Source organism: Paraburkholderia sp. 22099 (genome assembly GCF_052045835.1).
Taxonomy (GTDB): Bacteria; Pseudomonadota; Gammaproteobacteria; order Burkholderiales; family Burkholderiaceae; genus Paraburkholderia; species Paraburkholderia terricola.
Genome location: NZ_JBQEPU010000037.1, coordinates 21,854 through 45,846, shown reverse-complemented (window position 1 = coordinate 45,846; position 23,993 = coordinate 21,854). Strand labels below are relative to the sequence as shown.

Annotated in this window: 18 protein-coding genes, 1 tRNA gene and 1 pseudogene; 12 read left to right on the top strand and 8 right to left on the bottom strand. The window is 61.0% G+C overall.

The features are described from left to right. The first annotated feature begins 543 nt into the window (after positions 1-543). From ACTJLC_RS27295 to ACTJLC_RS27285, 3 genes are all read left to right on the top strand, one after another. Positions 544-1,269 (top strand): fucose-binding lectin II, encoded by a 726-nt coding sequence (locus tag ACTJLC_RS27295; RefSeq protein WP_083081603.1) that lies wholly within the window; start codon positions 544-546, stop codon positions 1,267-1,269. A gap of 688 nt (positions 1,270-1,957) precedes the next feature. Further along, a complete protein-coding gene (locus ACTJLC_RS27290; protein WP_244745493.1) occupies positions 1,958-2,890 on the top strand; it encodes an MBL fold metallo-hydrolase in 933 nt (310 codons plus the stop codon). A gap of 332 nt (positions 2,891-3,222) precedes the next feature. Continuing rightward, positions 3,223-3,807 carry a YbhB/YbcL family Raf kinase inhibitor-like protein gene (locus ACTJLC_RS27285; protein WP_310127027.1) on the top strand — a complete coding sequence of 195 codons (585 nt, stop codon included), beginning with the start codon at positions 3,223-3,225 and terminating at the stop codon, positions 3,805-3,807. A 97-nt stretch (positions 3,808-3,904) separates the two neighbouring features. Here ACTJLC_RS27285 and ACTJLC_RS27280 read toward each other — a convergent pair whose 3' ends face one another. After that, positions 3,905-4,654, bottom strand: coding sequence for an SDR family NAD(P)-dependent oxidoreductase (locus tag ACTJLC_RS27280; RefSeq protein WP_310126937.1), 750 nt, complete (start codon positions 4,652-4,654; stop codon positions 3,905-3,907). Positions 4,655-4,764: 110 nt separating this feature from the next. Here ACTJLC_RS27280 and ACTJLC_RS27275 point away from each other — a divergent pair, with 110 nt between their 5' ends. Beyond that, the gene (locus ACTJLC_RS27275) at positions 4,765-5,652 is read left to right on the top strand and encodes a LysR family transcriptional regulator (protein ID WP_436264344.1); all 888 of its coding nucleotides are present in this window, start codon (positions 4,765-4,767) and stop codon (positions 5,650-5,652) included. Positions 5,653-5,717: 65 nt separating this feature from the next. Here the strand turns inward: ACTJLC_RS27275 and ACTJLC_RS27270 are convergent, their stop codons facing one another. Beyond that, on the bottom strand, positions 5,718-7,232 hold the full coding sequence (locus tag ACTJLC_RS27270; RefSeq protein ID WP_073430722.1) for an ATP-binding protein: 1,515 nt from the start codon (positions 7,230-7,232) through the stop codon (positions 5,718-5,720). Positions 7,233-7,708: 476 nt separating this feature from the next. Between ACTJLC_RS27270 and ACTJLC_RS27265 the strand changes: the two genes are divergently transcribed. From ACTJLC_RS27265 to ACTJLC_RS27230, 8 genes and pseudogenes are all read left to right on the top strand, one after another. Next, positions 7,709-8,311, top strand: a complete 603-nt coding sequence (locus ACTJLC_RS27265) for a hypothetical protein (protein ID WP_436264345.1) — start codon at positions 7,709-7,711, stop codon at positions 8,309-8,311. A 225-nt stretch (positions 8,312-8,536) separates the two neighbouring features. Next, positions 8,537-9,745 (top strand): NAD(P)/FAD-dependent oxidoreductase, encoded by a 1,209-nt coding sequence (locus tag ACTJLC_RS27260; protein WP_440845786.1) that lies wholly within the window; start codon positions 8,537-8,539, stop codon positions 9,743-9,745. Between the two features lie 100 nt (positions 9,746-9,845). Beyond that, positions 9,846-11,303 carry a mechanosensitive ion channel domain-containing protein gene (locus ACTJLC_RS27255; RefSeq protein WP_073430673.1) on the top strand — a complete coding sequence of 486 codons (1,458 nt, stop codon included), beginning with the start codon at positions 9,846-9,848 and terminating at the stop codon, positions 11,301-11,303. A gap of 253 nt (positions 11,304-11,556) precedes the next feature. Further along, positions 11,557-12,543, top strand: a complete 987-nt coding sequence (locus ACTJLC_RS27250; RefSeq protein WP_073430672.1) for an alpha/beta fold hydrolase — start codon at positions 11,557-11,559, stop codon at positions 12,541-12,543. 31 nt (positions 12,544-12,574) lie between these two features. Beyond that, on the top strand, positions 12,575-12,976 hold the full coding sequence (locus ACTJLC_RS27245) for a carboxymuconolactone decarboxylase family protein (RefSeq protein WP_440845802.1): 402 nt from the start codon (positions 12,575-12,577) through the stop codon (positions 12,974-12,976). A 386-nt stretch (positions 12,977-13,362) separates the two neighbouring features. Next, positions 13,363-13,566: pseudogene (locus tag ACTJLC_RS27240) on the top strand (peroxiredoxin); the annotation flags it as partial. Between the two features lie 170 nt (positions 13,567-13,736). Next, positions 13,737-14,147 carry a DUF3331 domain-containing protein gene (locus tag ACTJLC_RS27235; RefSeq protein WP_073430670.1) on the top strand — a complete coding sequence of 137 codons (411 nt, stop codon included), beginning with the start codon at positions 13,737-13,739 and terminating at the stop codon, positions 14,145-14,147. Positions 14,148-14,828: 681 nt separating this feature from the next. Beyond that, positions 14,829-17,042 carry a beta-glucosidase family protein gene (locus ACTJLC_RS27230; protein ID WP_436264346.1) on the top strand — a complete coding sequence of 738 codons (2,214 nt, stop codon included), beginning with the start codon at positions 14,829-14,831 and terminating at the stop codon, positions 17,040-17,042. A 630-nt stretch (positions 17,043-17,672) separates the two neighbouring features. Here the strand turns inward: ACTJLC_RS27230 and ACTJLC_RS27225 are convergent. From ACTJLC_RS27225 to fdxH, 6 genes are all read right to left on the bottom strand, one after another. Next, positions 17,673-17,768, bottom strand: a tRNA-Sec gene (locus ACTJLC_RS27225). Positions 17,769-17,916: 148 nt separating this feature from the next. Beyond that, positions 17,917-19,827, bottom strand: coding sequence for a selenocysteine-specific translation elongation factor (gene selB / locus ACTJLC_RS27220; RefSeq protein ID WP_310127450.1), 1,911 nt, complete (start codon positions 19,825-19,827; stop codon positions 17,917-17,919). After that, positions 19,824-21,254: an L-seryl-tRNA(Sec) selenium transferase gene (gene selA, locus ACTJLC_RS27215; protein WP_436264347.1), complete on the bottom strand. Its 1,431-nt coding sequence runs from the start codon at positions 21,252-21,254 to the stop codon at positions 19,824-19,826. Before selA ends, selB begins: the two co-directional genes overlap by 4 nt. A gap of 32 nt (positions 21,255-21,286) precedes the next feature. Continuing rightward, on the bottom strand, positions 21,287-22,282 hold the full coding sequence (gene fdhE, locus ACTJLC_RS27210) for a formate dehydrogenase accessory protein FdhE (RefSeq protein WP_310127446.1): 996 nt from the start codon (positions 22,280-22,282) through the stop codon (positions 21,287-21,289). A gap of 131 nt (positions 22,283-22,413) precedes the next feature. Then, a complete protein-coding gene (locus ACTJLC_RS27205; RefSeq protein ID WP_073430666.1) occupies positions 22,414-23,070 on the bottom strand; it encodes a formate dehydrogenase subunit gamma in 657 nt (218 codons plus the stop codon). Next, positions 23,057-23,989 (bottom strand): formate dehydrogenase subunit beta, encoded by a 933-nt coding sequence (fdxH, locus tag ACTJLC_RS27200; RefSeq protein ID WP_083081616.1) that lies wholly within the window; start codon positions 23,987-23,989, stop codon positions 23,057-23,059. The genes ACTJLC_RS27205 and fdxH overlap by 14 nt, the downstream gene beginning before the upstream one ends. Positions 23,990-23,993 lie beyond the last annotated feature (4 nt).

The window sequence follows — 23,993 nt, the reverse complement described above, 5'->3', positions numbered from 1 at the left end:
AGTACGATATTCGAAGGCAGCGCCTCGAGGCTTGAAGTAGCGATCCTGCCGACAGACGCCCGCCTCGAACATGTCTTTGTCGTTCACGGACGTGTACGGTCGCACGGAAGGCCACCGTCGAAGAACGAACAGTCGCGGCCCTGTTCGGGGTAGCCGCGTCACTGCCCCGATGACGGACACCAGGCAGTCAATTCATCCGTACAACGTTCCAGGCAATCCGCTGTTTTCGCACAGCGGATTGCCTCGGCCGCCGAGCGCAGGCATCGCCCCATGGAGCGGCTTGACGAAGCTGACCGCTGTCCACCGGCGGCCGCCCGATGTTAGCGCCGCTGTCCGTTTTTGTATAGCTCCCAGAGCGGACAGTTCGCTTGCGATAGTGCCAAACGTAAGCTTCTCGCGTGGGATAGATGCGACATGAGTTTCGTCACTGCTGCGGGTCACGGTGATTACAGCGCGCACCATGCCACGCCCCAATCGCCGGCTGCGCGATGACGCGATCCGCCGTCACTGTCCAGCAAGGCACGCCCAACTGAGAGGACCGAGATGCAACAGCCATTTACGCATGACGATCTTTATGCTTTGCTGCAGCGCGCTGCCACGGATGCCACCGCGGTGCAGTCCAGCGGCGCACAGGCCGTGGTGGACAGGATGCGGCAATTCATGACCGCGCAACTGGCAGAGACGCTGCCACAGTACGACGTCTTTATCCATATCTCCGTCTCGCCCTACAGCTTCGACGTCGGCAGTTGGATGAACAAGGTGAAGACCGATTCCACGGGACAGATCGAAGCGTGCACGGTGACATGGGCGGGCGCCCCCGGCGTGCTTCCGGCGGGAGCGTCTAACCTCGGCATCGGCTGCGTGGTCACCTACTTTGCGAAGGCCACGTCGCAAGTGCAACCGGAGCCGGCTTCTGGCGGCGAGCGGGATGGTCTGTTTAGCCTGCCGCCGAATATCGCATTCGGCGTGACCTCGCTCGTCAATTCGGCTGCCGAACAGACGATAAACGTCTACATCGACGACAATCAGAACCCCGCAGCGACATTCCAGGGAAACGGCACGCAAGACAAAAATCTGCAGACGCAAGTTCTGAACTCCGGTAAGGGCAAAGTACGGGTCGTCGTATCAGCGAACGGCAAAACATCGAAAGTCGGCTCGAGGCAGGTCGACATATTCAAGAAAACCTACTTCGGCCTGGTCGGATCGGAAGACGGTACGGATAATGATTACAACGACAGCCTTGTTGTGTTGAACTGGCCTTTGGGCTGACCGGTCCGGCATTCCGGCAAGATGCGGTGGACTACGCCGCCGCATCTTGCCGCTCGAACCGTAGAATGCGGCCGGCGCGGCTGCCCGTTTTGAATCGTCGACCGCACAGGTCAACGACATGCTGTGCAGGCTGATGGGAGATCGGATGGTCCGAGTCGACAGCCCTTCGATGGGTCTCCACATGATTTTTTTGCAAACGTTACGCCGTCATGCGGCATAAAAAAAACGTCGCCAATGCGAGCGGCGACGGTGAAACCAGGCACTCGCGAAGCTACGTGCCGCGCTGAAAGACTGGTTTCAAGGACCGCTCTCAACACTGCCACATTTCGAGTTGACGGAACGCTTCTGGTCGCCGCCAACCGATCGACACTGGTTCAGATAATCACCACGCGCGTTCGAAGCGCCCCTCAGATGCGCGGGTGTCATCGCCACTACGCCTGTGAGAATCGCGCCGGCGGATCAATAAGCCTGTCACTCGCCTTGCCTCTCATCGCCTGTCCGTCGTCGATTGTTGCCCTTCGGACAACATGGTGTACGCATTCGCGATGCTACTGCCGTTCGCCCCGCTGACTACAATCGGTCACACGCTCGGTCGAACCGCGAGCCAAACCAAGCGCGCGAAATTCGTGCTCGTGAACCGCACCACGCAGTGCGGCTTACCCCCACCTAATCAACAGGACTATCGAAAATGAGCCAAACAACCCGCAATGTGCAGCCGGTTATCGCCAACCTTGGCAAAGAAGGTTCAGGCGAACTCGTGCCTTCACGCTACGCCGTGCGCGTGGGCGACGTCGACGTCGTGCTGATAAGCGATGGCGTTCTACCGCTGCCGACCTCCACCATGTCCACGAACGTGAGCGAAGCGGACCGCAACGAATGGTTCGACGGTCGTTTCCTGCAACGTGACATGTTCGATTGGGCGTTGAATATCGCGCTCGTGCGCAGCGGCGAACGCCTGATCCTGATCGACTCGGGCGTGGGCGACGGTTTCGAATACTTCACGCGCGCCGGTCAGTCGGTGATGCGCCTGGAATCCGCTGGCATCGACCTGGCTGCGATCACCGATATCGTGGTTACGCATATGCACATGGACCACGTCGGCGGGCTGAACGTCGATGGCGTCAAGGCCAAGCTGAGCCCGGACGTGCGCATTCACGTGTCGGCCAGGGAAGTAGCGTTCTGGAAAAATCCGGACTTCAGCAAGACGGTGATGCCGGAAACGGTTCCTCCCGCGCTCCGCAAGGCTGCTGAAACGTTCGTGAAACTCTACAGCGAAAACATCGTGCAGTTCGATCAGACCGTGGAAGTTGCCCAGGGCGTGTCGGCTCGCGTGACGGGTGGGCACACGCCGGGGCACTGCGTCGTGGACGTCGCATCGAACGGCGAAAAACTGACGTTCGTGGGCGACGCGATTTTCGAAGTCAACTTCGACCATCCCGAATGGCAAAATGGTTTCGAGCACGAGCCTGAAGTCGCTGCGGACGTGCGTATCGCGCTGCTCAACGAAGCCGCTGAAACCGGCGCCCTGCTGGCCGCGGCGCATGTCGCGTTCCCCTCCATCGGTCACATTGCAAAGAACGGTGAAGGCTTCCGTTTCGTGCCGGTGCTGTGGGACTATTGATTGATGCTCGGCTATCAGCCATCGTCGTATAGATCGCACTGACGATTGCCAGAAAACCGCCGGGAGGGCGCAAGACTCGCGGCGGTTTTTTGCAAACGATCACTTGCCCGCGCCACCGGCATTCGATGAGATCGGTACGTGCGAAGACCTCATCCTGACCGCCCGCCTGACACGCGAGTTCGGTGGACCGACTCTCCAGGTCATCGAGCTTCGCAGTGCGCGCGACTGTAGCAGTCGCACCATCGTTGCCGAATCCGCCTTCCCGGACGAATCGCCGAACGCTGCCGTTGATACCGGTTGTGCGCATCTTTCATCCTTCAAAGGAGCACATCATGAGATTGAGGACCTGTTTGCCCGCGATGTTATGCGCGTCAATGGCGCTGGCGCTGGCGCTCATTCCGGCGATAGCCAGCGCGGAGCCGTTCACGATCAAAGTCGACGACCTGCGTAACGGGCGCTTTTCGAACGAGCAGGTGTACGGAGGCTTTGGCTGTCACGGTAACAACATTTCGCCGCGCATTTCATGGACTCACGTTCCGCGCGGCACGAAGAGCATTGTCGTGACGATTTTCGACCCGGATGCGCCGACCGGAGGGCTCGGCTGGACGCATTGGAAGATCGCGAATATTCCACCTTCTGAATCGTCGCTCGAAAGAGGAGCTTCCGGCAATCCAAAGCTCTTGCCGGCAGGCGCGGTTGAGACGTTGACGGACTTTGGCGAATCCAGATACGGTGGCCCCTGTCCTCCTCAGGGGGAGTCGCATCGATATGTGGTGACGGCGTCCGCCCTCGACGTGGCGCAAATCGACGTGGCTCCTGCGGCGAGTCCCGCAGTCGTCGCCTATCAGATGCATGGGAAAGTCATTGCTCAGGCGAAGTATGTCGCCAGATATCGTCGCCCATTGACCAACGATTGACGGGTGCCAGAACCGGGATATCGGCAACCGTTCCCGGCAGATCGGCTGCCGGTAGAACGATTCCCGTATTCGCGTTGTCACGTTAAACGGTCGCGAATCACGCCAACGACATTCCGCCATCGACTTGCAGATTGACACCGGTAACGAAGCTGCTTTCGTCGCTAACAAGAAAGAGCGCGGCATGGGCCAGCTCTTCCGCGCGGCCCAGCCGGCCCAGCGGAATCTTCTCCGCAACGGCGGTCTCGAATGCCGGGCGATCGGCAACGGCGATACCCAGCTTCGAAAGAATGGGTGTGTCGACGGGGCCTGGACTGATCACGTTGACCCTGATGCGGCGCTCTTTGAAGTCGAGCGCCCAACTGCGGGCGAAAGCTTCGATTGCCGCTTTACTGCCCGCATACGCCGCGTGGCCTTCGAATACTTTCGAACTCGCGATCGAACTCGTCAACAGAATGGCGCCTCCATCGCGAAGTTGAGACGCGACTTTCTGAACGCCGAAGAAAACCGACCGGGTGTTCGTAGCGAATTGTGCATCGTACGCTTCGAGACTCACCTGATCCGAGCGGGCGATCGTGTTTACGCCAGCGTTGGCGACATAAATGTCCAGGCCGCCGAACCGTTCTTCAACCAATGACGCGACGCGGTCATGCGTTGCGGGATCGGCGAGGTCGCCGGTCAGGCCCGTTGCCCGATCCCCAAGTTCGGACACTGCGGCATTCACCGCGGCCAGACGCCGTCCGACGATCAGCACATGTGCACCCTCGGCCACAAACACCCTTGCCATCGCAAAGCCAATGCCGCTATTGCCGCCGGTGATGACGGCGACTTTATTTGTGAGTCTGTTCATTTGAATCTCCGTTGTTCCACGCGAACGTCGCGTTGAACGCTAATTTAGCTATAGGTGAGACGACAGCCCAGTTCTCCAGCGGAGCTATCAGTTTTGCCGAAGGGTCACTAATGTCGGTTGAGAACCTGAGCGGCTTATCTGCCTTTGTTCGAGCGGTCGAGGCCGGTTCGTTCACCGGAGCGGCGCGCTTGCTCGGCACGACGCCGTCCGCTGTGTCGAGAAGCGTTGGAAGATTGGAGAGGCGTCTCGGCATCAGGCTTTTCCGGCGCTCGACAAGAGCGACCGTCCTGACAATAGAGGGGCGCACCTACTACGAGCGCATCGCGCCGCTCATACGTGGCATTGAGGAGGCAGGCAACGCGCTGACTACGCCGCTGGCCGCGGTCGGCAAACTGCGTATCAGTGTGCCCGGCGCGTTAGCGCGCATTCTGCTCGACCCGCTCACCCGGCACTTGATGGCGCATCATCCAGGCCTGCTGTTCGATGTGAATGTGAGCGACCATCATGTCGACGTCATCCGCGAGGGTTTCGATCTGGTCATCAGAGCGGGAGAGGTCATCGACAGCGCTTTGCATGCGCGGAAACTGGGCCATTTGCCGCTGGCGCTCGTGGCCTCCCCCGACTATCTGAACCGCCACGGCGTGCCGGAATCGATATCCGATCTCGGTACGCATCGCCATGTTCGTTACAGACTTGCCGGACGCGTGGTGCCCGTCACGTTTGCTGACGGTGTCAGCGTGCAGCCGGAAGGAGCATTCGATACGCACAGCGGTGAGGCCATGAGACTGGCGACATTGAATGGACTCGGTATCGCACAGGTTCTGAAAGCAATGGTTCAGGAAGATGTCGACGCAGGACGTTTGTGTCGCGTCTTGCCGGAGTTGGCGCTGAGACCCGTTCCTCTTCATGTCCTGCACGGATTCGGAAGGAACATGCCACCGCGCACGAAGATATTTATCGATTTTGCGGAGAAGCAATTCGCGCAGTTAATGAAATGATCTTTCTCGCTACACGCCCGCGTTTGTAGCTCAAAGCGTCACTGGGGACACGGCGCAGCCGAATTTCAGATGAAAATCCCTTGCAGGCCGTTCAGTTGGACGACGCTCCGCTTATCGAGCGTAGTTTGTTTGAGTTGTTCCCGTGCATAGATCCTTTCGGAAACCGGGAGCCGATAGCGAGGCAAGTCGTCGTCTCCAAGCTGGACCTGCAGCATGTGCTTTGCAACCAACCCTTCAATTACGGCGATCGCATTCGAAAGATCGCCCGTTCCGTTTGCCACCGCCGCAAGGACGGCCTCGAGCGTTGCGGGCTGTTCAAACGACGACAGGCGACGGAAAGCGGACCTCTCCTGCTCCGACAGCAGCGCGTAACTCCATCCAATGGATGCCTCGAGACTCCGATGCCTCGCAGGGGCGTTGCGGCATCCCTGCCATTGAAGGCGTGAGCGGGTTCCGAGCAGCGCCATGGTGCCGGCCAGTCCAAATGTCGCGACGCGCGCCGCGGCAAACTCGATCGCAAGCGCGACGCCTTCCAGTTCGCGGCAAATCTTCGCAATGGCTGCATAGCTCTTGCTTGTCTGCGGAAACCTGGCGCCCGCTTCCAGTGCGCGTTGAATGAATACCTGCACGGCTGGATAAGTATGCGCGTGTTCAATCGAAATCGCCTCCGGTCCTGGAGGGACGTCGAGCGCAGACAGGCGGCAGACGTATTCGTATCTGACACGTAGCGCCTCGCGGCTTGTCAGAACGAAATAGGTCGCGGATGAGACCGCGAGGATCTGCGTTGTAAGCGACGTCACCTCGTCGATGACATGCTCGCAGTTATCCAGGATGATCAGCGCGCGCCTGGCCGAAAGATAATTCGTGATGCACGTGACGGGCATGTCGTGAAAATCGCCCAACCCGAGCAGACGAGCCAGCGTAAGCGCTACCGTGTCGCCATCAGCAACTTCGCCGAGGTCGGCGAGGTGAATCTCCGAAGGAAACACGCCGGACAGTCTCTTCGCGAGAGCAATGGCCACTGTTGTCTTGCCGATGCCTCCGGGTCCTACGATAGACATAAGCCGATGTCTGCCCAAGTCGGACGCAAGAGTCCGCAAGACCTCGTCGCGACCTTGCGGGCAGGCCGCTCCCGTTGCGAAGCAGCCAGAATGTGCTAAAGCAGACGGTTTAGCACATTGGAAACTGGATTCGACAACCACGCGTTCACGGGTAAGCTGTCCAACGAAACAGTAGCCGATACCCGGGACGTTTTTCACGTAGCGCACACCGCCCTCTCCGTCACCTAGTGCTTTGCGCAGTCCCGCAATGTTGACGCGCAGGTTGCTTTCGTCCACGACGATATTCCTCCACGCGCGCGACATCAACATGCGCCGGTCCACGACCTGTCCGGCGTGCTGGATAAGCGCGATAAGAATATCCAGTGCGCGGCTGCCTAGTGGCACGAATGAACCTGATCGTTCGAGGCGTCTCTCTTCAGGAAAAAGTGTGAACGGACCAAACGATACCGCTTCGCGGCACGCGTGCCGGTCGGTATTTGCCATCACGCCGGAGCGCAAGACATTTTCCTCAGCATTCATCTTCACAGCAGACTCCGAATTCCCGGATTCAGGTGCGTATTGGAATAGACCGATTGCCTCGATCTCTCCACGGCGAAACATTACGTCACGAGCAATCGTAGTTGCGTCACCCCGAACATGGAAGACTCCAACGGGATATCACGGTGTTGCTGCCAGGACAACATCAAGACCATCGAGTCATTGGCGTACAAACCGGTTCACCCCACCTCTTCTGCAGGAGCGGTCGATTGGGCATAGAGTGCCAGCGAGACCTGGTCTCGAACCAGGTCCGCACCGCCGGATGTGGTCTGTTGATGAGGCGAGAAGAGTTGATGCGGAAAAAAGCGATAAACAACCTCCAACTGTGAGACATTTCCATGACAAAGATATCGGTTCCCATTGTCTGCCTAGAATGCAACCCGGACGGAGGTTCCGTAGGGAATTCCGTTCTTTCTTCTGTTTTGCTGGATCTTCGACCCGACGGCGACGGAAGGTATATGTCGGAATGCTCGCGCGGCCATCAGCGAATCGTGGCGTTGCGCCAGCAGAAGTTCGAGATTCTTTTCGAACTTGCCGCTTGCGCGATACGGGACGGACACTATCGACACTCGGTCTCGTCCTGCACCGCCAGTCTCGAAGACTTTCACGAATTTTTTCTGCGCGCGATGGCGTACCAGAACGGAATAAAGAAAGAGCGTTTCGATGCCGCCTGGAAGCTGTTGGGGATCAATCCACGAAATCGCCACGAAGCCTACTTACTGAACTACCGGAACTTCTGCGCCCGACCTCCCGTTCTCCTCACCCCCGATCAGAACGACTGGAAAGACTCGGTGATGCAAAAAGGAAAAATACCGAGGCGCGAAGAATGTGTGACCTTTGGCCAAGCCGTATTGCACGTATTGCAGACGGCGGTCGAAGACGCGAGGAATGCCTTTCCCGATGGAGTAAAGCAGGCAATGGAGGAACAGGTGACTGCGGCTCAACAATACGCTTGCACATCAGAAGGGCCATGGAGCATCCGCACAATCGTGAATCTTGCCTTCGAAGGTGACAAACATTCCTGGCCGACGCTCGAAGATGCGCTCGCCAGGATTGTTTGACGACGTTTAAGCCCGTCGATTGTTGTCGCCGGGACAACACAATGATCTCCTTTGAGTGCCTACTGCCATTCGCAGACGAAGTCTACGATTTGTCGTGAGGCGGGCGGCAGATGGGTCGGCCGCCGCGATCGTCAGCGATCGTCGCGCAGTGCAACAGGGCTCGGTTTGTCGTGGGTTCCGGCGCACATCGTCAACTGGGTAATTTGAAAACTTAAGGCAAGAATCATGTCGCAGAAGATCTTGATTGTGGGTGCCGGCTTTGCCGGAGTGTGGGGCGCACTCGGGGCGGCTCGCGTGCGCGACCGCGCCGGCGCAACGGCTAGCGACATCGACATTACGCTTGTCTCACCGAAACCCGAGTTGCAGATCCGGCCACGGATGTACGAAAGCGAGCCGCATTTGATGTTCGCGCCGCTTTTGCCCCTGCTTGACGCCGTCGGTGTGAACTACGTCGAGGGGAGTGTCGACGAAATCGCTGTTCGCGACAAGACCGTGCGTGTGACGGCCGCGAGCGGCGAAACCCGCTCGCTCGGTTACGACCGGTTGCTCTTGACGAGCGGCAGCAAGCTGAGCCGGCCGCCGATTCCAGGGCTCGCCGAGTATGCGTTCTCGGTCGATTGCATGGAGGACGCATCGGCACTTGAAGAGCATCTCAGGAAGCTCGCGAAGCTTCCCGATTCAAGCGCCCGAAATACCGTTGCCGTGGTGGGATGTGGCTTTACCGGCATCGAGATCGCAACCGAATTGCCTAAACGGATGCGCGCGCTATTCGGCCCCGATGCGGCGATCAAAGTGGTCGTCGTAGGGTCGCAGGCTGAGATCGGTCCCGATCTCGGGCCTAATCCGCGGCCTTTCGTCGCCGAGGCATTCGATTCGCTCGGCATCGAAGCGGTATTGGGATCCGGTGTCGTATCGGTCGACGCGAGTGGAGTCCGAACTGCTTCAGGTGCGCATATCGAAGCGCACACGGTGGTATGGGCGGGCGGGATGCGAGCGAGTACGCTTGCAGCACAGGTTTCGTCGCGTCTGGACCCGCTTGGCCGTGTCGAAGTCGCCCCCGACCTGCGTGTGGAAGAGGCGCCCGGCGTGTTTGTGGCAGGCGATGTGGCGCGAGTGCGCAGCGACGATGAAGGGCACTACGCGTTGATGTCTTGTCAGCACGCAATGGTGATGGGGAAATTCGGCGGCCACAACGTGGCCGCCGACCTGATCGGCGCATCGACGCTGGCGTATAGCCAGCCGTTTTATGCCACCTGTCTGGATCTCGGCGAATGGGAAGCGGTCTATTCGGAAGGCTGGGATCGCCAGATAAAGCTGACGCACGCGGAAGGAAAAGCGCGCAAGCAGATGATCAATACGCAGTGGATCTATCCACCGGCGCCGAATCGCGCCGATGCATTGGCGGCAGGCGACCCGCTGGCGTCATTTGGCTAGTGTGTCAGCCAGCCTCGGGCATCGCGGTTAGCCGTTCACAATGGCTCCGGCGGGAGCGGCATGAGTACCCGCCAGGCGCGTTCTTCCCCTCGGAGCCTCCGTGAGCGATTCCCTGGTGTTCGGTTATGCCGTCGTCCTGATCGACGTGGCGCTGTGGCGTTTCAAAGTGCCGAAGCAAGACGTTTCACGTCTCTTGCTCCGGCTCACGATTTTCGCCGTGTTCACGGGGAGCATTTTCACCGCGGGCCTCAGCCCCTTCAGACAGGCTACGCATTTTGAAGCGTCGCTGTTTCACGAAGCGGCGCAGGCACTGAAGATATTCTGGTGGCTGACAGGTGCCCGCCTGCTCACTCTTGCTCTCGACACACTTCTCCTGCCACAGACGTGGCGCAAGCAAAGACTCTTTCAGGACGTGTTCGGTGCTGTAGTGTTTCTTGCCGCGGCGGTAGCCGCGACCGGGTTTGTTCTGGAAATACCCGTTCGCGGCCTGATCGCGACGTCGGGGACATTGGCCGTTATTCTCGGTTTAGCCATTCAAAGCACTTTGCACGATGTCTTTGCAGGGATCGTGCTGAATTCCACAGAGCCGTACCGCGTGGGTGACTGGATCTCGATTGATGGCGCGGAAGGCAAGGTGATCGAGATGAATTGGAGAGCAACGCATCTGCTCAATTCGCACGGCAATGTGACTATCATTCCCAATGCTGCGGCGGCAAAGGCAAATATCACCAATACCAACCGGCCGCACGCTTTGCATGGCGTGACTGTCTCTCTGGAAATCTCGCCGGACGAGCGGCCCGCAACGGTGATTGCCGCGCTTGAATGCGCGCTGGCTGGAGCTCGTTCGATCCTGACGGCGCCGGCTCCCTTCGTGCAGGCAAGAAAATCCACCCTGCATTCCATCCAGTACGAAGCGACGGCCTTCGTCGACGACACGGCAAAAAAAACGCCATTGACAAACGAGCTGTACGACCTCTGTTATCGACACCTTATCGCCGCGGGGGTCGATCTCCAACCACGAGGCGTGCCATCGGTCACGGCCATCGTGGCAAAAGCAGAGGAGCGCCTGCTTAGACGCATCGAACTATTCGCCGCCATCGGCGACGAGGAGTTGAAGTTGCTGTCCAGTTGCATGGTGCGGCATGAATACGACGCCGGGCAGGTGATTTTCACGCCGGAAGTGGTGCCCGACAGTCTCGCAATCGTCGGCTCGGGCGTGCTCAGTGTTTCAACGGAGCAACCTGCCGGGGCGGTCGAAGTGGTGCGTCTCGGGCCCGGCGATACGATGGGGGAGACCGGGCTACTCGCGGGTTTGCCGGTTCAGGTGAAGATCGTGACGCTCACGAGGAGCGTCATTTACAGATTGAACAAGGACGATGTAACACCTCTATTGAGGGATAGCCAGGAGGTGACTCATCGAATGTGCCGGCTACTTTCACAACGGCAAGACATGTTGCATAAAATGGCGATGAAAAACGCCGCGCCTGGAGCCGATGAGCACGCTAGCTTCCACTGGCTTCTGGACAAGATTCATCAGTTGCATGCGCTGAAGTTCTGATCTTGCGGTTACGGATTGGTTACTCCTCATATGCTCCCGTTCACCCTCTGCCTTTGCCAAACATAATTAGCTAGCGTAGATGTTAAGCGCCGTTAAATAACCGCGATCTTCTAATAGAGTGAACGTAGAGCAATCAACGGCGTTTTGCATCGCTTAACTAGGCCAATGACTGCTTCGTGGTTATTGTGATGACTCGACCGGTAAGCAAGCCAATTCCCCCATCTCCCGGTCGAATAATTCCTGGACTTGAGCCATGACTAAAAACCTGGGACATGTTTCCCCCGATGCAAAACGCCGAAACCTGCTGATTGGCGGGATCGCCGCAACGTTGACGACAACTGTGGCATCGGCTGCCAGCAAGCAGTCAGGACCCGGCACGACCGGGCAGATGTCGTCCGCAGGTCATACCGGTGACGTTATCCGTACCCGAGACGGAGTGAGCCTGTACTTCAAGGATTGGGGCGCGAAAGACGGTCCCGTCGTAACGCTGAGCCATGGTTGGCCGCTCAGCTCGGATAGCTGGGAAAACCAGGCTTTCTTTCTGGCATCCCACGGGTTTCGAGTCATTACACATGATCGCCGCGGGCACGGTCGCTCGAGCCAACCGTGGGACGGCAACGACATGGACCACTACGCGGACGATCTCGCGACAGTCATCCAGACGCTCGGTCTGCGCGATGTTGCCGTTATCGGGTTTTCGACCGGAGGGGGCGAAGTCGCGCGTTACGTGGGCCGGCACGGTACGTCCCGCGTATCGAAGATCGGGCTGATTTCAGCCGTGCCGCCGTTGATGGTAAAAACGCCAGGCAATCCATCTGGGGTACCTATTGAATCGTTCGATAGCGTTCGGGCTGCAATAATCGCCAATCGCTCCCAATTGTTCAAGGACATCCCCGCAGGCCCGTTCTACGGCTTTAACCGACCGGGCGCCAAGGTGTCGCAAGGTCTGATCGACGCATGGTGGCGCCAGGGAATGACCGGTGGTTTAAAGAACGTCTACGAATCGGTCAAAGCCTATTCCGAAACGGATTTCACGGCGGATCTGTTGAAGTTCGACAGACCGACACTGATCATTCACGGCGACGACGACCAGGTCGTTCCCGTGGATATTGGCGCCCGTTCGAGTAAGAAACTCGTCCCTCACGCGATCCTGAAGATTTATCCCGGCGCGCCGCATGGATTGACGGATACCCACAAGGATCAGCTTAATGAGGATCTTTTGTCTTTCCTGCGCAGCTAGCTTGCGAAGAGCGTGATCGTGACGCCCCCCTATTCAGAGTGGCCCGCTCGACGCGGGCCTGATCGCGCTTCTCGATCTGCGCGCATCGCAAATCAACGGCTGTCTGTTGTGCGTTCAGTATGGCCTTCGCTTGGCGCTTCATGCTGCCGTGCCCACATCGAAGATTGAGCATATCGGAAGCTGGCGGTGCGCCGATGTTTTCTGTAGTGCGGAGAAGGCCGCGTTGGCCTGGATGGAACACCTTTCGGGTGTCAGTGAACAATCGGCGTCCGATGAAATCTGGGCGCGTATGCGGAAGTACTTCAACGAGACGCAAATTTCAGAGCTGTTCAAGTACTGGAGCAGCAGCGCATTGTGGTCGACCGACGAGGTCATCCGTTGTTGCACTGCCGGCAAGACGGTCAACCCGGCTGTCGATTGGCACGCCCAATAGGCCCCGCCCGCTCTGGGGCTCACAAGGCAACGTGTTTTCCCATGAACTCATCGCGCAAGATGGCGCGCTGGTCGTATTCCTGAGTGTGCCTGGCGCGTCGCTCGTTCTACCTGTGCCGCTATGCCCACGTGTTCATCGACTACATGGCTGAACGAACGCGCGCGCTCGACCTGCAATGCCTGACCACCATGACGTCGGCGCCGGCGCTCTGATTGGTGCTTTGGAAGCAACACGGTGCGTCGCCGCGCAAGCCTTCCCGACGGGCCGCCGCGCACCTACGATGCACCCATGCGTTGACGGCGCATCGAGGCCGGCCCGGCGCACTATCCGCGGAGAACAATCACGACGATCATTGCTATCGAAGGTGGCCATCGTACTCGACGACCGTGACCGCCACGGGCGGCGATGCAGGCCATGGTCCAGCATCAGGCGTAGTCCGATCGGACGACGGCCAATTCGATCTCGACCTGCGCTTGCCTGCACCGCTCGGCGGTCCGTGCGGCGGGACGAATCCCGAGCAGTTGTTTGCTGCCGCCTATGCCGCCCGCTTTCACAGTGCCTTGAGCCTGCTCGCCGCAAAGGCGGAGATAGCGTGCCAAAGCTGTAAGCCGGCATGCGCATTTCATGCGAACGATCGAGCCGTTAGCGACGGCAACTTGACCCGGTAATGTTCGTGTGAGCCCCGCAGCCATGAGACTTTAAACCCAGAGGCGCTGCACTTTGCATGCGATCGCCGCTGGAAGTCGCAGGAGAACCGGAGATGTGTGGACTCGACCCATGGTCGCAGATTATCGGACGGCTGAACGCGCATTGGCATGAGACTGCATCGGCGGTTTACCAGGCTTCGCGGCGCCGCGAGCGACCCAGCCGCACGGTGGTTGCGCATGCGGCGCTTAGGGACTCTACGATTCGAAGCATCGAATGGCAAACCGACACGACCGTGCTCGTTTCCTGGAGCGACGCTACGCGCGGCAGCTATCTTGATCAGACCTGGCGCGCCGGCTATGCCCGCGTCAGGGGTGTTTGCGCGCTCAGCGGCATGTCGGTCAAACGGGGCGACGTGGTGTTCCGGCCGTTCCACCGCGGCGCCGCAGCGCCGTCGAACGCGTTCGACATGATCCTTGCTTCTGTGCTGACAAGATATTCAGAGGGCCAGCTCGTGCCGGCCTGATGTGTGGCGAAGATCGTTTGCACTCCACCCGCGATACGGCGCCATCTGGCCGAACCGCCGATGGCACGCGGGCCGTCCTTGCAGGCATCCACTTCGCACATTGGCCAAGCACCGCTTGTAGAAAGATGGATTCGCGCGGCGATACCGTGACTCATCCGACTCCGGCGATGCTCGCGGCCGTGTCGGTCGCAGAAGTCTACCCATAGAGCTAACGCTTCTACGTTTCGAGCCGCCCCGCTTGGGCGTGTTCGAGTTCGAGCTGCTGACGCGAACCCACTCGAACTTGTCTACCGGTTTCTGGAGCGCATCTTGGTCGAGCCGGCAGGAAGCACGCAATCGCCGCTTCAAACAATGCCAACAGGATAATCAGCACTCGTCGTGCTCAATGCATTGGAGCTTGCGCATTCATTGCGTTTAATCGCCAATCGTTTTAACGGATAGCCTTCATTCGGCATAAAAACGCGTCGTATCGGTAAAAGTACTGATGCTGTAGTCAGACTACATTCTTAAATTGTTGAGTACGGAGAGTCGCTACAGTCCATCCGATGGTCCCGATTCCGTCCGGGCAGGCAAACGTTTGCGCAGCTACCCTGCGTCGCCAGCCTTCGTGTCCGGCGTGAACCTGCCGGACTCGCTCCGCTTCCGCATTCCAACAAAAGCAGAATCCCCGGAGAGACAGATATGCAGAAGAAACTATGGCTGGCGGCCGCTTTAGCGGCGGCCGTGTGCGCCGCTGCGCGTGCGGATGTACCCGACTTTCCACTCGATTTCCTACCCACTTCAATTGCGATGAACGCGTTCGGATCGGCGGCCGCGCATCGGCGCGCCGATACCCTCGTCAGCAGGATGACGCTCGACGAAAAGCTCCAGTTCATTCATTCGAAATACGCAATGTCGGCCGTGCCGGGAGGTGGCGCGGGCTACATTCAGGGCGTACCGCGTCTCGGCATTCCTGATCTGAACATGGTCGACTCCGCGACAGGCTCCGGCAGCACATCGCAGGCCAGCACGACCTTCCCGGCAACGATCGCGCTTGCGGCAAGCTGGGATCGCCGCCTGTCTTCCGATTTCGGCAAACAGGTGGCGATACAACTGCGCGCCCAGGGCTTCGGGATGGGACTCGGTGGCGGAACCAATCTCGCGCGCGAGCCGCGCGGCGGCCGGCTGTTCGAGTATCTCGGCGAAGATCCGCTGCTCGCCGGGGAGATGCTCGCCGAGCGCACCGACGGCACGCAGCGCCAGAAGGTCATCGCCACGATCAAGCACTACGCCGGCAACGAGCAGGAACATAACCGGGGGGGCGGCAACAGCCAGATCGACGAGCGCACACTGCGCGAGCTGTATCTGTTGCCGTTTGAAATCGCCGCAAGGCGCGCACAGCCGGGCAGCGTGATGTGCAGCTACAACCGGCTCAATGGCGACTATGCGTGCGAGAACGCGCATCTGCTCAACGACGTGCTCAAGAACGAATGGCGCTTTGAAGGGCAGGTGCAATCGGATTGGGGGGCGACGCACAGCACGGCGAAAGCGATCAACGCCGGTCTCGACGAGGAAGAGGATGTCGGCTCGACCGTTTATCTGACGCCGGACGCGGTTCGGCAGGCGATTGCGAACGGCTCGGTTTCGACCGCGCGACTCGATGACATGGTGCGACGCAAGCTGTACGTGATGATCCGCACGGGCGTGATGGACGATCCTCCAAAGGGGGGCGCCGCCATCGACTTCGCTGGCGCGAATGCATTCGTGCAGGCGGTTGCTGAGCAGTCGATGGTGCTGCTCAAGAACGACAACAACCAGTTGCCGCTCTCCGCAGCCTCGCTCTCACGGATCGCGGTGATTGGGGGACACGCTGATGCAGCCGTGCTGACCGGCGGCGGGTCAGGCAATACACGTGATCCGGTCACCGGGGCATTCGCGGGTTGCGGCGGCTTGACGTTCGGCACATCGACCGGGTGCAGTTGGTGGACCAATCCGTGGCTGAAGCTGAACACGCCCATTGTTGCAGCGATTCGCGCGCTCGCGCCGTCGGCGCAGGTGAGCTTTGCCGGCAACAGCGATCAGCAGACGCCGTTTCGCGCGTACACGCAACAGGAGATCGATCAGGCGGCGGCGCTCGCAGCCCGCTCGGATGTCGCAATTGTCGTCGTCGCGCAGCCGGCGGGTGAAGATTTTGGCGATTTGCAAAGCCTGAGCCTTGCGAATCCGTCGAACCAGGATGCACTCGTCGACGCGGTCGCGCACGCCAATCCCCGCACGATCGTCGTCGTGGAAAGCGGTAACCCGGTGCTGATGCCGTGGAAGCATCGCGTGGCGGCAATCGTGGAGGCCTGGTATCCGGGTGAAGGCGGCGGCAATGCGATCGCGAACGTGCTGTTCGGCAAGGTCAATCCTTCCGGCAAGCTGCCCGTCACCTTCCCGGTGCGTGATCAGGATACGCCGACGTGGGGGCAAAGCGGCGCGTTCGAGCCGGATCCCGTCTACGCAGAGAAGCTGAACATGGGCTACCGCTGGTACGACGCGAAAAACATCACGCCGATGTTCGAGTTCGGATACGGGCTGTCGTACACGCATTTCTCGTATTCGGGGCTTTCGGTCAAACATCGCCCTGACGGCGCGATCGACGTGTCGTTTACGGTGCGCAACGATGGCCGTATGGCGGGCGCGGAAGTGCCGCAGGTGTATCTCGGCGTGCCCTACCGCGACGAGCCGCCGCGACGTCTGGTCGGCTGGGAGAAGATCGGCCTGAATCCCGGCGAGGCACGCCACGTTCGCATCACGGTCACGCCGCGGATGCAGAGCGTGTGGGACACGTCGCGCAATGGCTGGCGATATGTGCCTGGCGGGACGGTGTATGTCGGAGCGTCGTCGCGTGACATCCGGTTGCAAGGGAGCTGAACCTCGTACTCCCGTCACGCACCCGGGCGCGGGATGTTCTGCGCCCGGCGCATCGGGTTGAACCGCTTGCCGACAGGATATGGCGAGCGGCGAGCGCCGCGGGCCATCGACGATTTGGCTCACACTGCCAAACGACCGTTCATGGCCGGAGCGTGCCCCAGGTCGTTGTCACGACCTTGACGAGCGCACCCTGCTGACGGCGCTTGCGAGGTATTGCCGGGGGTTCTAGTTAACCCCGCCGTAAACGGGATCATCTCTTGCTGCGCAGTTCGTGCAAGGGAGATGATCATGCTCAGACTTTTCGGCATCCTGGCGATGGTGGCGGCCGTCTCGGGATGTGTTGCTGCCCCGCCGTACGGTTACAGCGATCCTGCGTATGGGCCTGGCTACTACCCGCCGGGCCCCAGCATAGGCGTGGGCGTGGGAGGCGGCAGCCTCGGCGGTGGGGTAGGCGTCGGCGTAGGTGTGGGGTTCTGAGCAACTGCGCGCGCGGCCGGCCCGGTTGCCCGGACCGCTTCCATTTTCCGCGCAACCGCGGACGGCCGCCGTAGCACGCCAATGGCGCATAGCCGACATATTGCGACGATGTGGCGCTTCCGGGAAAGTGTGGAAATGCCCGGGAAATTTGACTGGCGGAAGGCAGCCGGAGTCGAACCGACCTGAGAGCGGCTGACGCCCTCAACTGGGTTTGAAGCCCAGCCGCACCACCGGATACGAATGCCTTCCTACGGTGATTGAACTGCCATGACAATGCCTGGCTACTAGCAGCGACATCGACGCCGACTGGCATCGTCACAGCCGCGCAAATTATATTCGCTTCGAACCACTCCGTGCTCGCTCGCGCGCACCACCTGACCGTCTCACGGACAGGCGTTCAGCCAACCAGCCAACGGCTATCGGTGCGCATCAAATGCAGCCCACGGTGAAAGCGCGTATACCCAACGCGGTCGAAGAACTCCAGTAGTTGGATCGCACGTTTCCGGCCAAGACCGGTCACGTCGCGAAAAGGCCCGGCGGCAACCGTACCCGCGTTTTTCCGCGCTTCGTCCGCCGCGATCGAAGCCAGTTCACGAATCACGTCAGCGTGATAAAAGAGATCGCGCACGACCTGAAAAAGCTCGCCCTGCCGCGCAAGCTTGCGCATCAACTGACGCATGCGGTCCTCCGTGACCCCATGTGCGCTCGCCAGATCGCGCACCCACGGCGGATCGAAGCGCCCTGCTTTCACCGCCGGCAGCACCGCCGCCGCGAGCGCGCGATCGGCGTCGTCGAGCGTCACCGCGTGATCCGGCAGATGCAGCCACGGCCCCTGCTTCACGACCTCGCCGCGCGCCGCCGCGTCGTCCACCAGCGCGCGCCACAACGCGTCGCTCGCGAGCGGCGCAGCGATGCGCCGCAGACGCGACACGTCCGGGCCCAGTTCATCCGGCGAGCGCTCGTGGTACTGCGCGAGCGTGGCAATCAGCCGCGACGCCAACGCCCGCCACGCCGCATCGGCGACCAGCAAGGCGTCATGGCCGGGCAATTCCACCGCGTGCGTATCCGGCGGCAATTCAAGCGCGGCCGCCGGCATGCCGGTCAGCCGTTCCAGCAACGAGCGCGACAATCCATGCGGCGCCCTCGCGAGCAGCGCATCCAGCGTACCCGTGTCGAGCATGCCTTGAATCGCGTCCAGCCATGCCAGCCGCTCCGCCGAGCGACGCTTGCGGGAAGGCGCAAACGGATCGAGCACGTGTCCGCCGCCGACCGTGCGATTCGCCTGCGCGTTACGCACGACAAAACGGTCGCCGGGAAGCGCGCACACCGGCCGCTCGAACACCAGTTGCACGCGCGCGCGCTGACCGGCTGCTAGCGTGTCGCCGTCGAGCAGCGCGACATGCGCAACCTGATGCTGGGTGCCGAGATGCACGTGCAGCGGCGCCCAATGTTCCAGCGTGAGCGGTGCATCGGCGAGCAGCGTCAGCATGACGTCGAGACGTTCCGACGCTTGCGACAAGCGCGGATCGACGACCCAGTCGCCGCGATCGATCGCGCTTTTCTCGATGCCCGCGAGATTCAGCGCGCAGCGCTCCCCTGCGCGTCCGCGCGTAGCGGGCCGGTTCTGCGCATGAATGCCGCGCACGCGCACAGGTTGATTCTTCGGCGCGAGCAGCATCGTATCGCCGACATCCACCCTGCCGGACACCACCGTTCCCGTCACGATCGTGCCTTGCCCCGCCAGCGTGAAAACCCGGTCGACCGCAAGACGGAACAGGCCGTCGTCGCGCTTCATACGCCACGCTGCCGCCGCTGCATGCAGATGCGCTTTCAATGCGGCCACGCCGGGATCGTCGGCACAGGTCGCGCAGGTATCGAACACGGGTGCGTCCTGCAATACGCCGCCGCTCAGAAACGCCGCCACCTCGGCGCGCGCTTCCCGCAGACGTTGCGCATCCACACGGTCTATCTTCGTCAACGCGACGGCGCCCCGCTCGATGCCGAGCAGTTCCACAATCGCCAGATGCTCGCGCGTTTGCGGCATCACGCCGTCGTCGGCGGCGATCACGAGCAGCGCGAAATCGATGCCGCTCGCGCCCGCCGTCATGGTGTGGACCAGCTTTTCGTGTCCCGGCACGTCGATCATGCCGAGCACGTCGCCGTTCTCGAGCGGTACGTATGCGTAGCCCAACTCGATCGAAATGCCGCGCGCCTTTTCTTCCTTGAGACGATCGGTATCGACGCCCGACAGCGCTCTCACGAGACTTGTCTTGCCGTGATCGATGTGCCCCGCCGTGCCGACGATCATGCGTGCGTGCCCTTCAGTTGCTCGACCAACTGTGCTTCGTCGGCGGCTTCGAGACAACGCAGGTCGAGCCGCAACGCATCGTCCGCGATACGGCCGATCACCGGCCGCGCCATCTCGCGCAACAGCTTTTCGAGCGCGATCAACTGACGGCCGCCGCGCTTGCCGTCAGCCGTTCTGATCACGAGGCCGTAGCTCGGCAACACATCCACGGGCAACGCGCCGCTGCCGATCTGGCTGAACATCGGCTCCGTCGCCACGGCGTAGCGTTCGCCGATCGCGCGCTGCAAGAAAGGCTGCACGCGCTCGGCGGCCAAGCGGATTTCGTCGGCGGGACGCGTGAGCAAGCGCAGCGTGGTCAGCCGCTCGACCAGTTTTTCCGGCGCGCGGTAAAGCTGCAACACGGGTTCGAGCGCCGCGAGCGTCAGCTTGCCGACGCGCAGCGCGCGCTTGAGCGGATGCTTCTTGATTCTGGCGATCAGATCGCGCCGGCCGACGATCAATCCGGCCTGCGGACCGCCAAGCAACTTGTCGCCGCTGAACGTGACGAGATCGGCGCCGGCTTCCACGGTCTCACGCACCGTCGCCTCGTGCGGCAGACCCCACTGGCTCAGATCGACCAGCGTGCCGCTGCCGAGATCGACGGCAACCGGCAGGCCATGCGAATGCGCGAGCGGCGCGATGGCGCCGACACCGACCTCCTTGGTGAATCCGTGGATCGCGTAGTTGCTCGTGTGCACTTTCATCAGCAACGCGGTTTGCGAGCCGATGGCTTCGGCATAGTCTTTCAGATGCGTGCGATTCGTGGTGCCGACCTCGCGCAGCTTCGCGCCCGCGCGGCTCATGATGTCGGGAATGCGAAACGCGCCGCCGATTTCGACCAGTTCGCCGCGCGACACGATGACGTCTTTCCTCGCAGCCAGCGCGGACAGCGTGAGCAGCACCGCGGCGGCATTGTTATTGACCACCGTGGCTGCTTCCGCGCCGGTCAGTTCGCAGATCAGTTCGTCGATCAGATCGTCGCGGTCGCCGCGCTTGCCCGTGCCGAGATCGAATTCGAGGTTGGCGGGCTGCGTGAGCGCCTTTACAACGGCTTGCACCGCTTCGTCCGGCAACAACGCGCGGCCGAGATTCGTATGCAGCACCGTGCCGGTCAGATTGAAGACGCTGTGCAAGCGGGACTGGTTGCGCCGGCGCAGCGTGGCTTCCACCGATGCCTGAAGTTGCGCGGCGTCGAGCGCGCTCACGGACGCGCTGCCCGATTGCGCGCTCACGCGCCACTGATCGAGCGCCTCGCGCAGCGCGGTCAACACCTGGGTGCGGCCGAATTCGTTCAGGAGCGCGGCGAATTCCGCCGACGCCATGACCTTTTCCACCGACGGCACGCGCGCCATCAGCGCCCGCAATTCAGAGCCGCTTACATCGCTCACGAGGCAATCCCTTCCAGTCGTTTCAGTCGCTTTTAAGCGGATTCGCCGGAAGGCTCAGCCGAGGCGTCGGCCTGCTCCGGCCACAGCCACGGATGCGGCGACGCACGCCGGTATCCCTCCGCCCCCATCAGCAGGTCCAGCGTGAGGCTGGCGAGATCGTCCGCGAACGGATCGAAATCGTAGTCTTTCGACTGAATGCCGATCTTCCGATAAGTATGGCATTCGTCGCACGACTCCGCCTTTAACGCCGCGTTCCGCGATTCGGCTTCCCGCGTGGCGTCGTCGACGTCCGGCGAGCCGACCGCGTGATAGGCGATGCCCTTGGTCGAATCGCAGTTCGAGCATTTCGAGCGCACCATGTGCCACTCGGTCGCGCACAAGCCGCATTGCAGGTAGCGGTAATTGTCGTACACACCGCCCACGCGCACCGTGCTCGCCACCGGGTGAGAGCCGCATACGGGGCATAGCCCGAGCGTTTCGAGGTACGGCACCTCGCGCTTGTCGATATCGGCGGCGAGGTCGGTCCACACCACTTGCAGCGCGGCCACGATGAACGGCGCGCTCGCCGGGTCCACCTCGCCGAAGCGCTGCGCGAAGATCGCGTCGGCCTGCGATTCGAGCGCGGCGGTGCCGAGCGTGCGCAACCGGCCGATGAGCGCTTCGAGCGGCGGCGTGAGCGGCCCCGCGGCTTCGACCTTGTCGAGCAACTGGCGCAAGACATCGCGCCACGCCGGATCGCGCGCGCCCGACAGCGCGGGAATCAGCGGCATGGAATGCTGTTGCGCGCTCGCGATCAGTTCGGGGCTGGGCGGCTTCGCCTTGAAGCCCGCCATCACCGCTTGCTGCGCGTCGGCCAGCACGGCCATCAGGCGCAAATAGCCGGCGATCGGATTGTCGAGCGCCGCCAACTGACGCAGCCGCGCGGCGCGCGGCGCGAACACCGCGAGCCGTTCAGGCGTGCGGATGCGGGGAATCGCCGAGTGATCGAGCGACTCGATATCGCCGGCTTCAAGAATGCGTTGAACCAAGGTATCGACCTCTGACAATTGCGCTGCCAATGCGCTAAAACTGAAGAGCCGCCGCGGTTCCATGAACAAGAGCGGCGGCTCGGGTGCGGTGCGCTAAAAGCCGTACCGCTTGTTTGCTTCTTATTTGCCTCTCACTTGCCGATGGTTTCCTTGAACCAGTTCGGATGATGCTTTCTCGCCCAACCGTAAGTCACCGTGCCGCGCGTCATCGCGCCGATCGATCCCTTGACCCACAGCGCCGCATAGATATGCACGATGATGCCGACGATCAGCACGAACGCCGTTACCGCATGCACGACCGCCGCAAGCCGGATGATCTCGATCGGGAAATAGAACGAGAAATAACGCCGCCAGATCACGATGCCGCTGAGCAGCAACAGCACGAGGCAAATCACCATCGTGAAAAATAGCAGCTTTTGACCGGCGTTGTACTTTCCGATCGGCGGCAGTTTGTCCTCGCGATTGTTGAGCACGTCGTCGAACTGCCTCATCCACTGCATGTCGGCCTTGTCGAGATAATTGTGATGCCAGAAGCGCAACGCAAGAATCAGGAACGAGACGAACATCACGCAGCCGATGAACGGATGCAGAATCCGCGTCCACTGCCCGCCGCCTAAAAGCGCATAGAGCCACGCCATGGCGGGATGAAACATGGCGAGACCGGAGAGCGCCAGCAGGACGAACGTAATGGCGGTGATCCAGTGATTCGTGCGCTCGTTCGGCGTGTAGCGCACGATCAGGCCGTTGCCCTTCACGTCTCTCAGCGTGGTGTGTTCAGGGTGTTTCATCGGATGCCTCCCGCGAACGGCGTACTTCGTCGACTTCACGCTGGGCTTCGAGTTCTTCCGCCTCCGTCACCTCGTTGGGACCAACGCGTGTGTAATGGAAGAAACCCGCCACCGCCGCGAACGCGATACCGGCCAGCGCCAGCGGCTTCGAGAGGCCCTTCCACAGAGAAACCATCGCGCTGATCTTCGGATCCTGCGGCAAGCCGTGGTACAGATTGGCCTTGTCGGCGTGATGCAGCACGTACATCACATGCGTGCCGCCCACGCCGGCGGGATCGTACAAGCCGGCGTTCTGAAAACCGCGCTCCTTCAGATCCACGATCCGCTCCGCCGCCTGCTGCTTCATGTCCTCCTTGGTGCCGAACATGATCGCGCCGGTCGGGCAGGTCTTGACGCAAGCGGGTTCCTGACCGACGGCCACACGGTCCGAGCACAGCGTGCACTTGTACGCGCGGTTGTCCTTCTTCGAAATGCGCGGCACGTTGAACGGGCAACCGGTCACGCAATAGCCGCAGCCGATGCAGTTTTCCTCGTGAAAATCCACGATGCCGTTCGTGTACTGCACGATCGCGCCCGGCGCCGGGCAGGCCTTCAGGCAGCCGGGGTCCTCGCAGTGCATGCAGCCGTCCTTGCGGATCAGCCATTCGAGATCGCCTTCGGTGTTCTCGTACTCCGAGAAGCGCATGACGGTCCATGAATGCTCGGTCAGATCGCGCGGGTTGTCGTAGACGCCGGTGGTGTCGCCGACCTCGTCGCGCAAATCGTTCCATTCCATGCAGGCCGTCTGACACGCCTTGCAGCCGATGCACTTGGAGACGTCGATGAGCTTGGCGACCGTTCCCGTGGCCGGCTCGCGAATCTGCGGCTCCGGCAGCGTGGTGGCGGAGAGGCGTTTGATATCGAGTGATTGCAGTGCCATCTCA

Bases quoted from the DNA above. Each gene is read 5' to 3' on its own strand.
- ACTJLC_RS27265 (WP_436264345.1), top strand. From the start codon at position 7,709: ATGTCGGAATGCTCGCGCGGCCATCAGCGAATCGTGGCGTTGCGCCAG.
- ACTJLC_RS27275 (WP_436264344.1), top strand. From the start codon at position 4,765: ATGTCGGTTGAGAACCTGAGCGGCTTATCTGCCTTTGTTCGAGCGGTC.
- ACTJLC_RS27260 (WP_440845786.1), top strand. From the start codon at position 8,537: ATGTCGCAGAAGATCTTGATTGTGGGTGCCGGCTTTGCCGGAGTGTGG.
- fdxH (WP_083081616.1), bottom strand. From the start codon at position 23,989: ATGGCACTGCAATCACTCGATATCAAACGCCTCTCCGCCACCACGCTG.
- ACTJLC_RS27205 (WP_073430666.1), bottom strand. From the start codon at position 23,070: ATGAAACACCCTGAACACACCACGCTGAGAGACGTGAAGGGCAACGGC.
- ACTJLC_RS27235 (WP_073430670.1), top strand. From the start codon at position 13,737: ATGTGTGGACTCGACCCATGGTCGCAGATTATCGGACGGCTGAACGCG.
- ACTJLC_RS27295 (WP_083081603.1), top strand. From the start codon at position 544: ATGCAACAGCCATTTACGCATGACGATCTTTATGCTTTGCTGCAGCGC.
- ACTJLC_RS27250 (WP_073430672.1), top strand. From the start codon at position 11,557: ATGACTAAAAACCTGGGACATGTTTCCCCCGATGCAAAACGCCGAAAC.
- selB (WP_310127450.1), bottom strand. From the start codon at position 19,827: ATGATCGTCGGCACGGCGGGGCACATCGATCACGGCAAGACAAGTCTC.
- ACTJLC_RS27230 (WP_436264346.1), top strand. From the start codon at position 14,829: ATGCAGAAGAAACTATGGCTGGCGGCCGCTTTAGCGGCGGCCGTGTGC.
- ACTJLC_RS27270 (WP_073430722.1), bottom strand. From the start codon at position 7,232: ATGAATGCTGAGGAAAATGTCTTGCGCTCCGGCGTGATGGCAAATACC.
- ACTJLC_RS27290 (WP_244745493.1), top strand. From the start codon at position 1,958: ATGAGCCAAACAACCCGCAATGTGCAGCCGGTTATCGCCAACCTTGGC.
- ACTJLC_RS27285 (WP_310127027.1), top strand. From the start codon at position 3,223: ATGAGATTGAGGACCTGTTTGCCCGCGATGTTATGCGCGTCAATGGCG.
- ACTJLC_RS27280 (WP_310126937.1), bottom strand. From the start codon at position 4,654: ATGAACAGACTCACAAATAAAGTCGCCGTCATCACCGGCGGCAATAGC.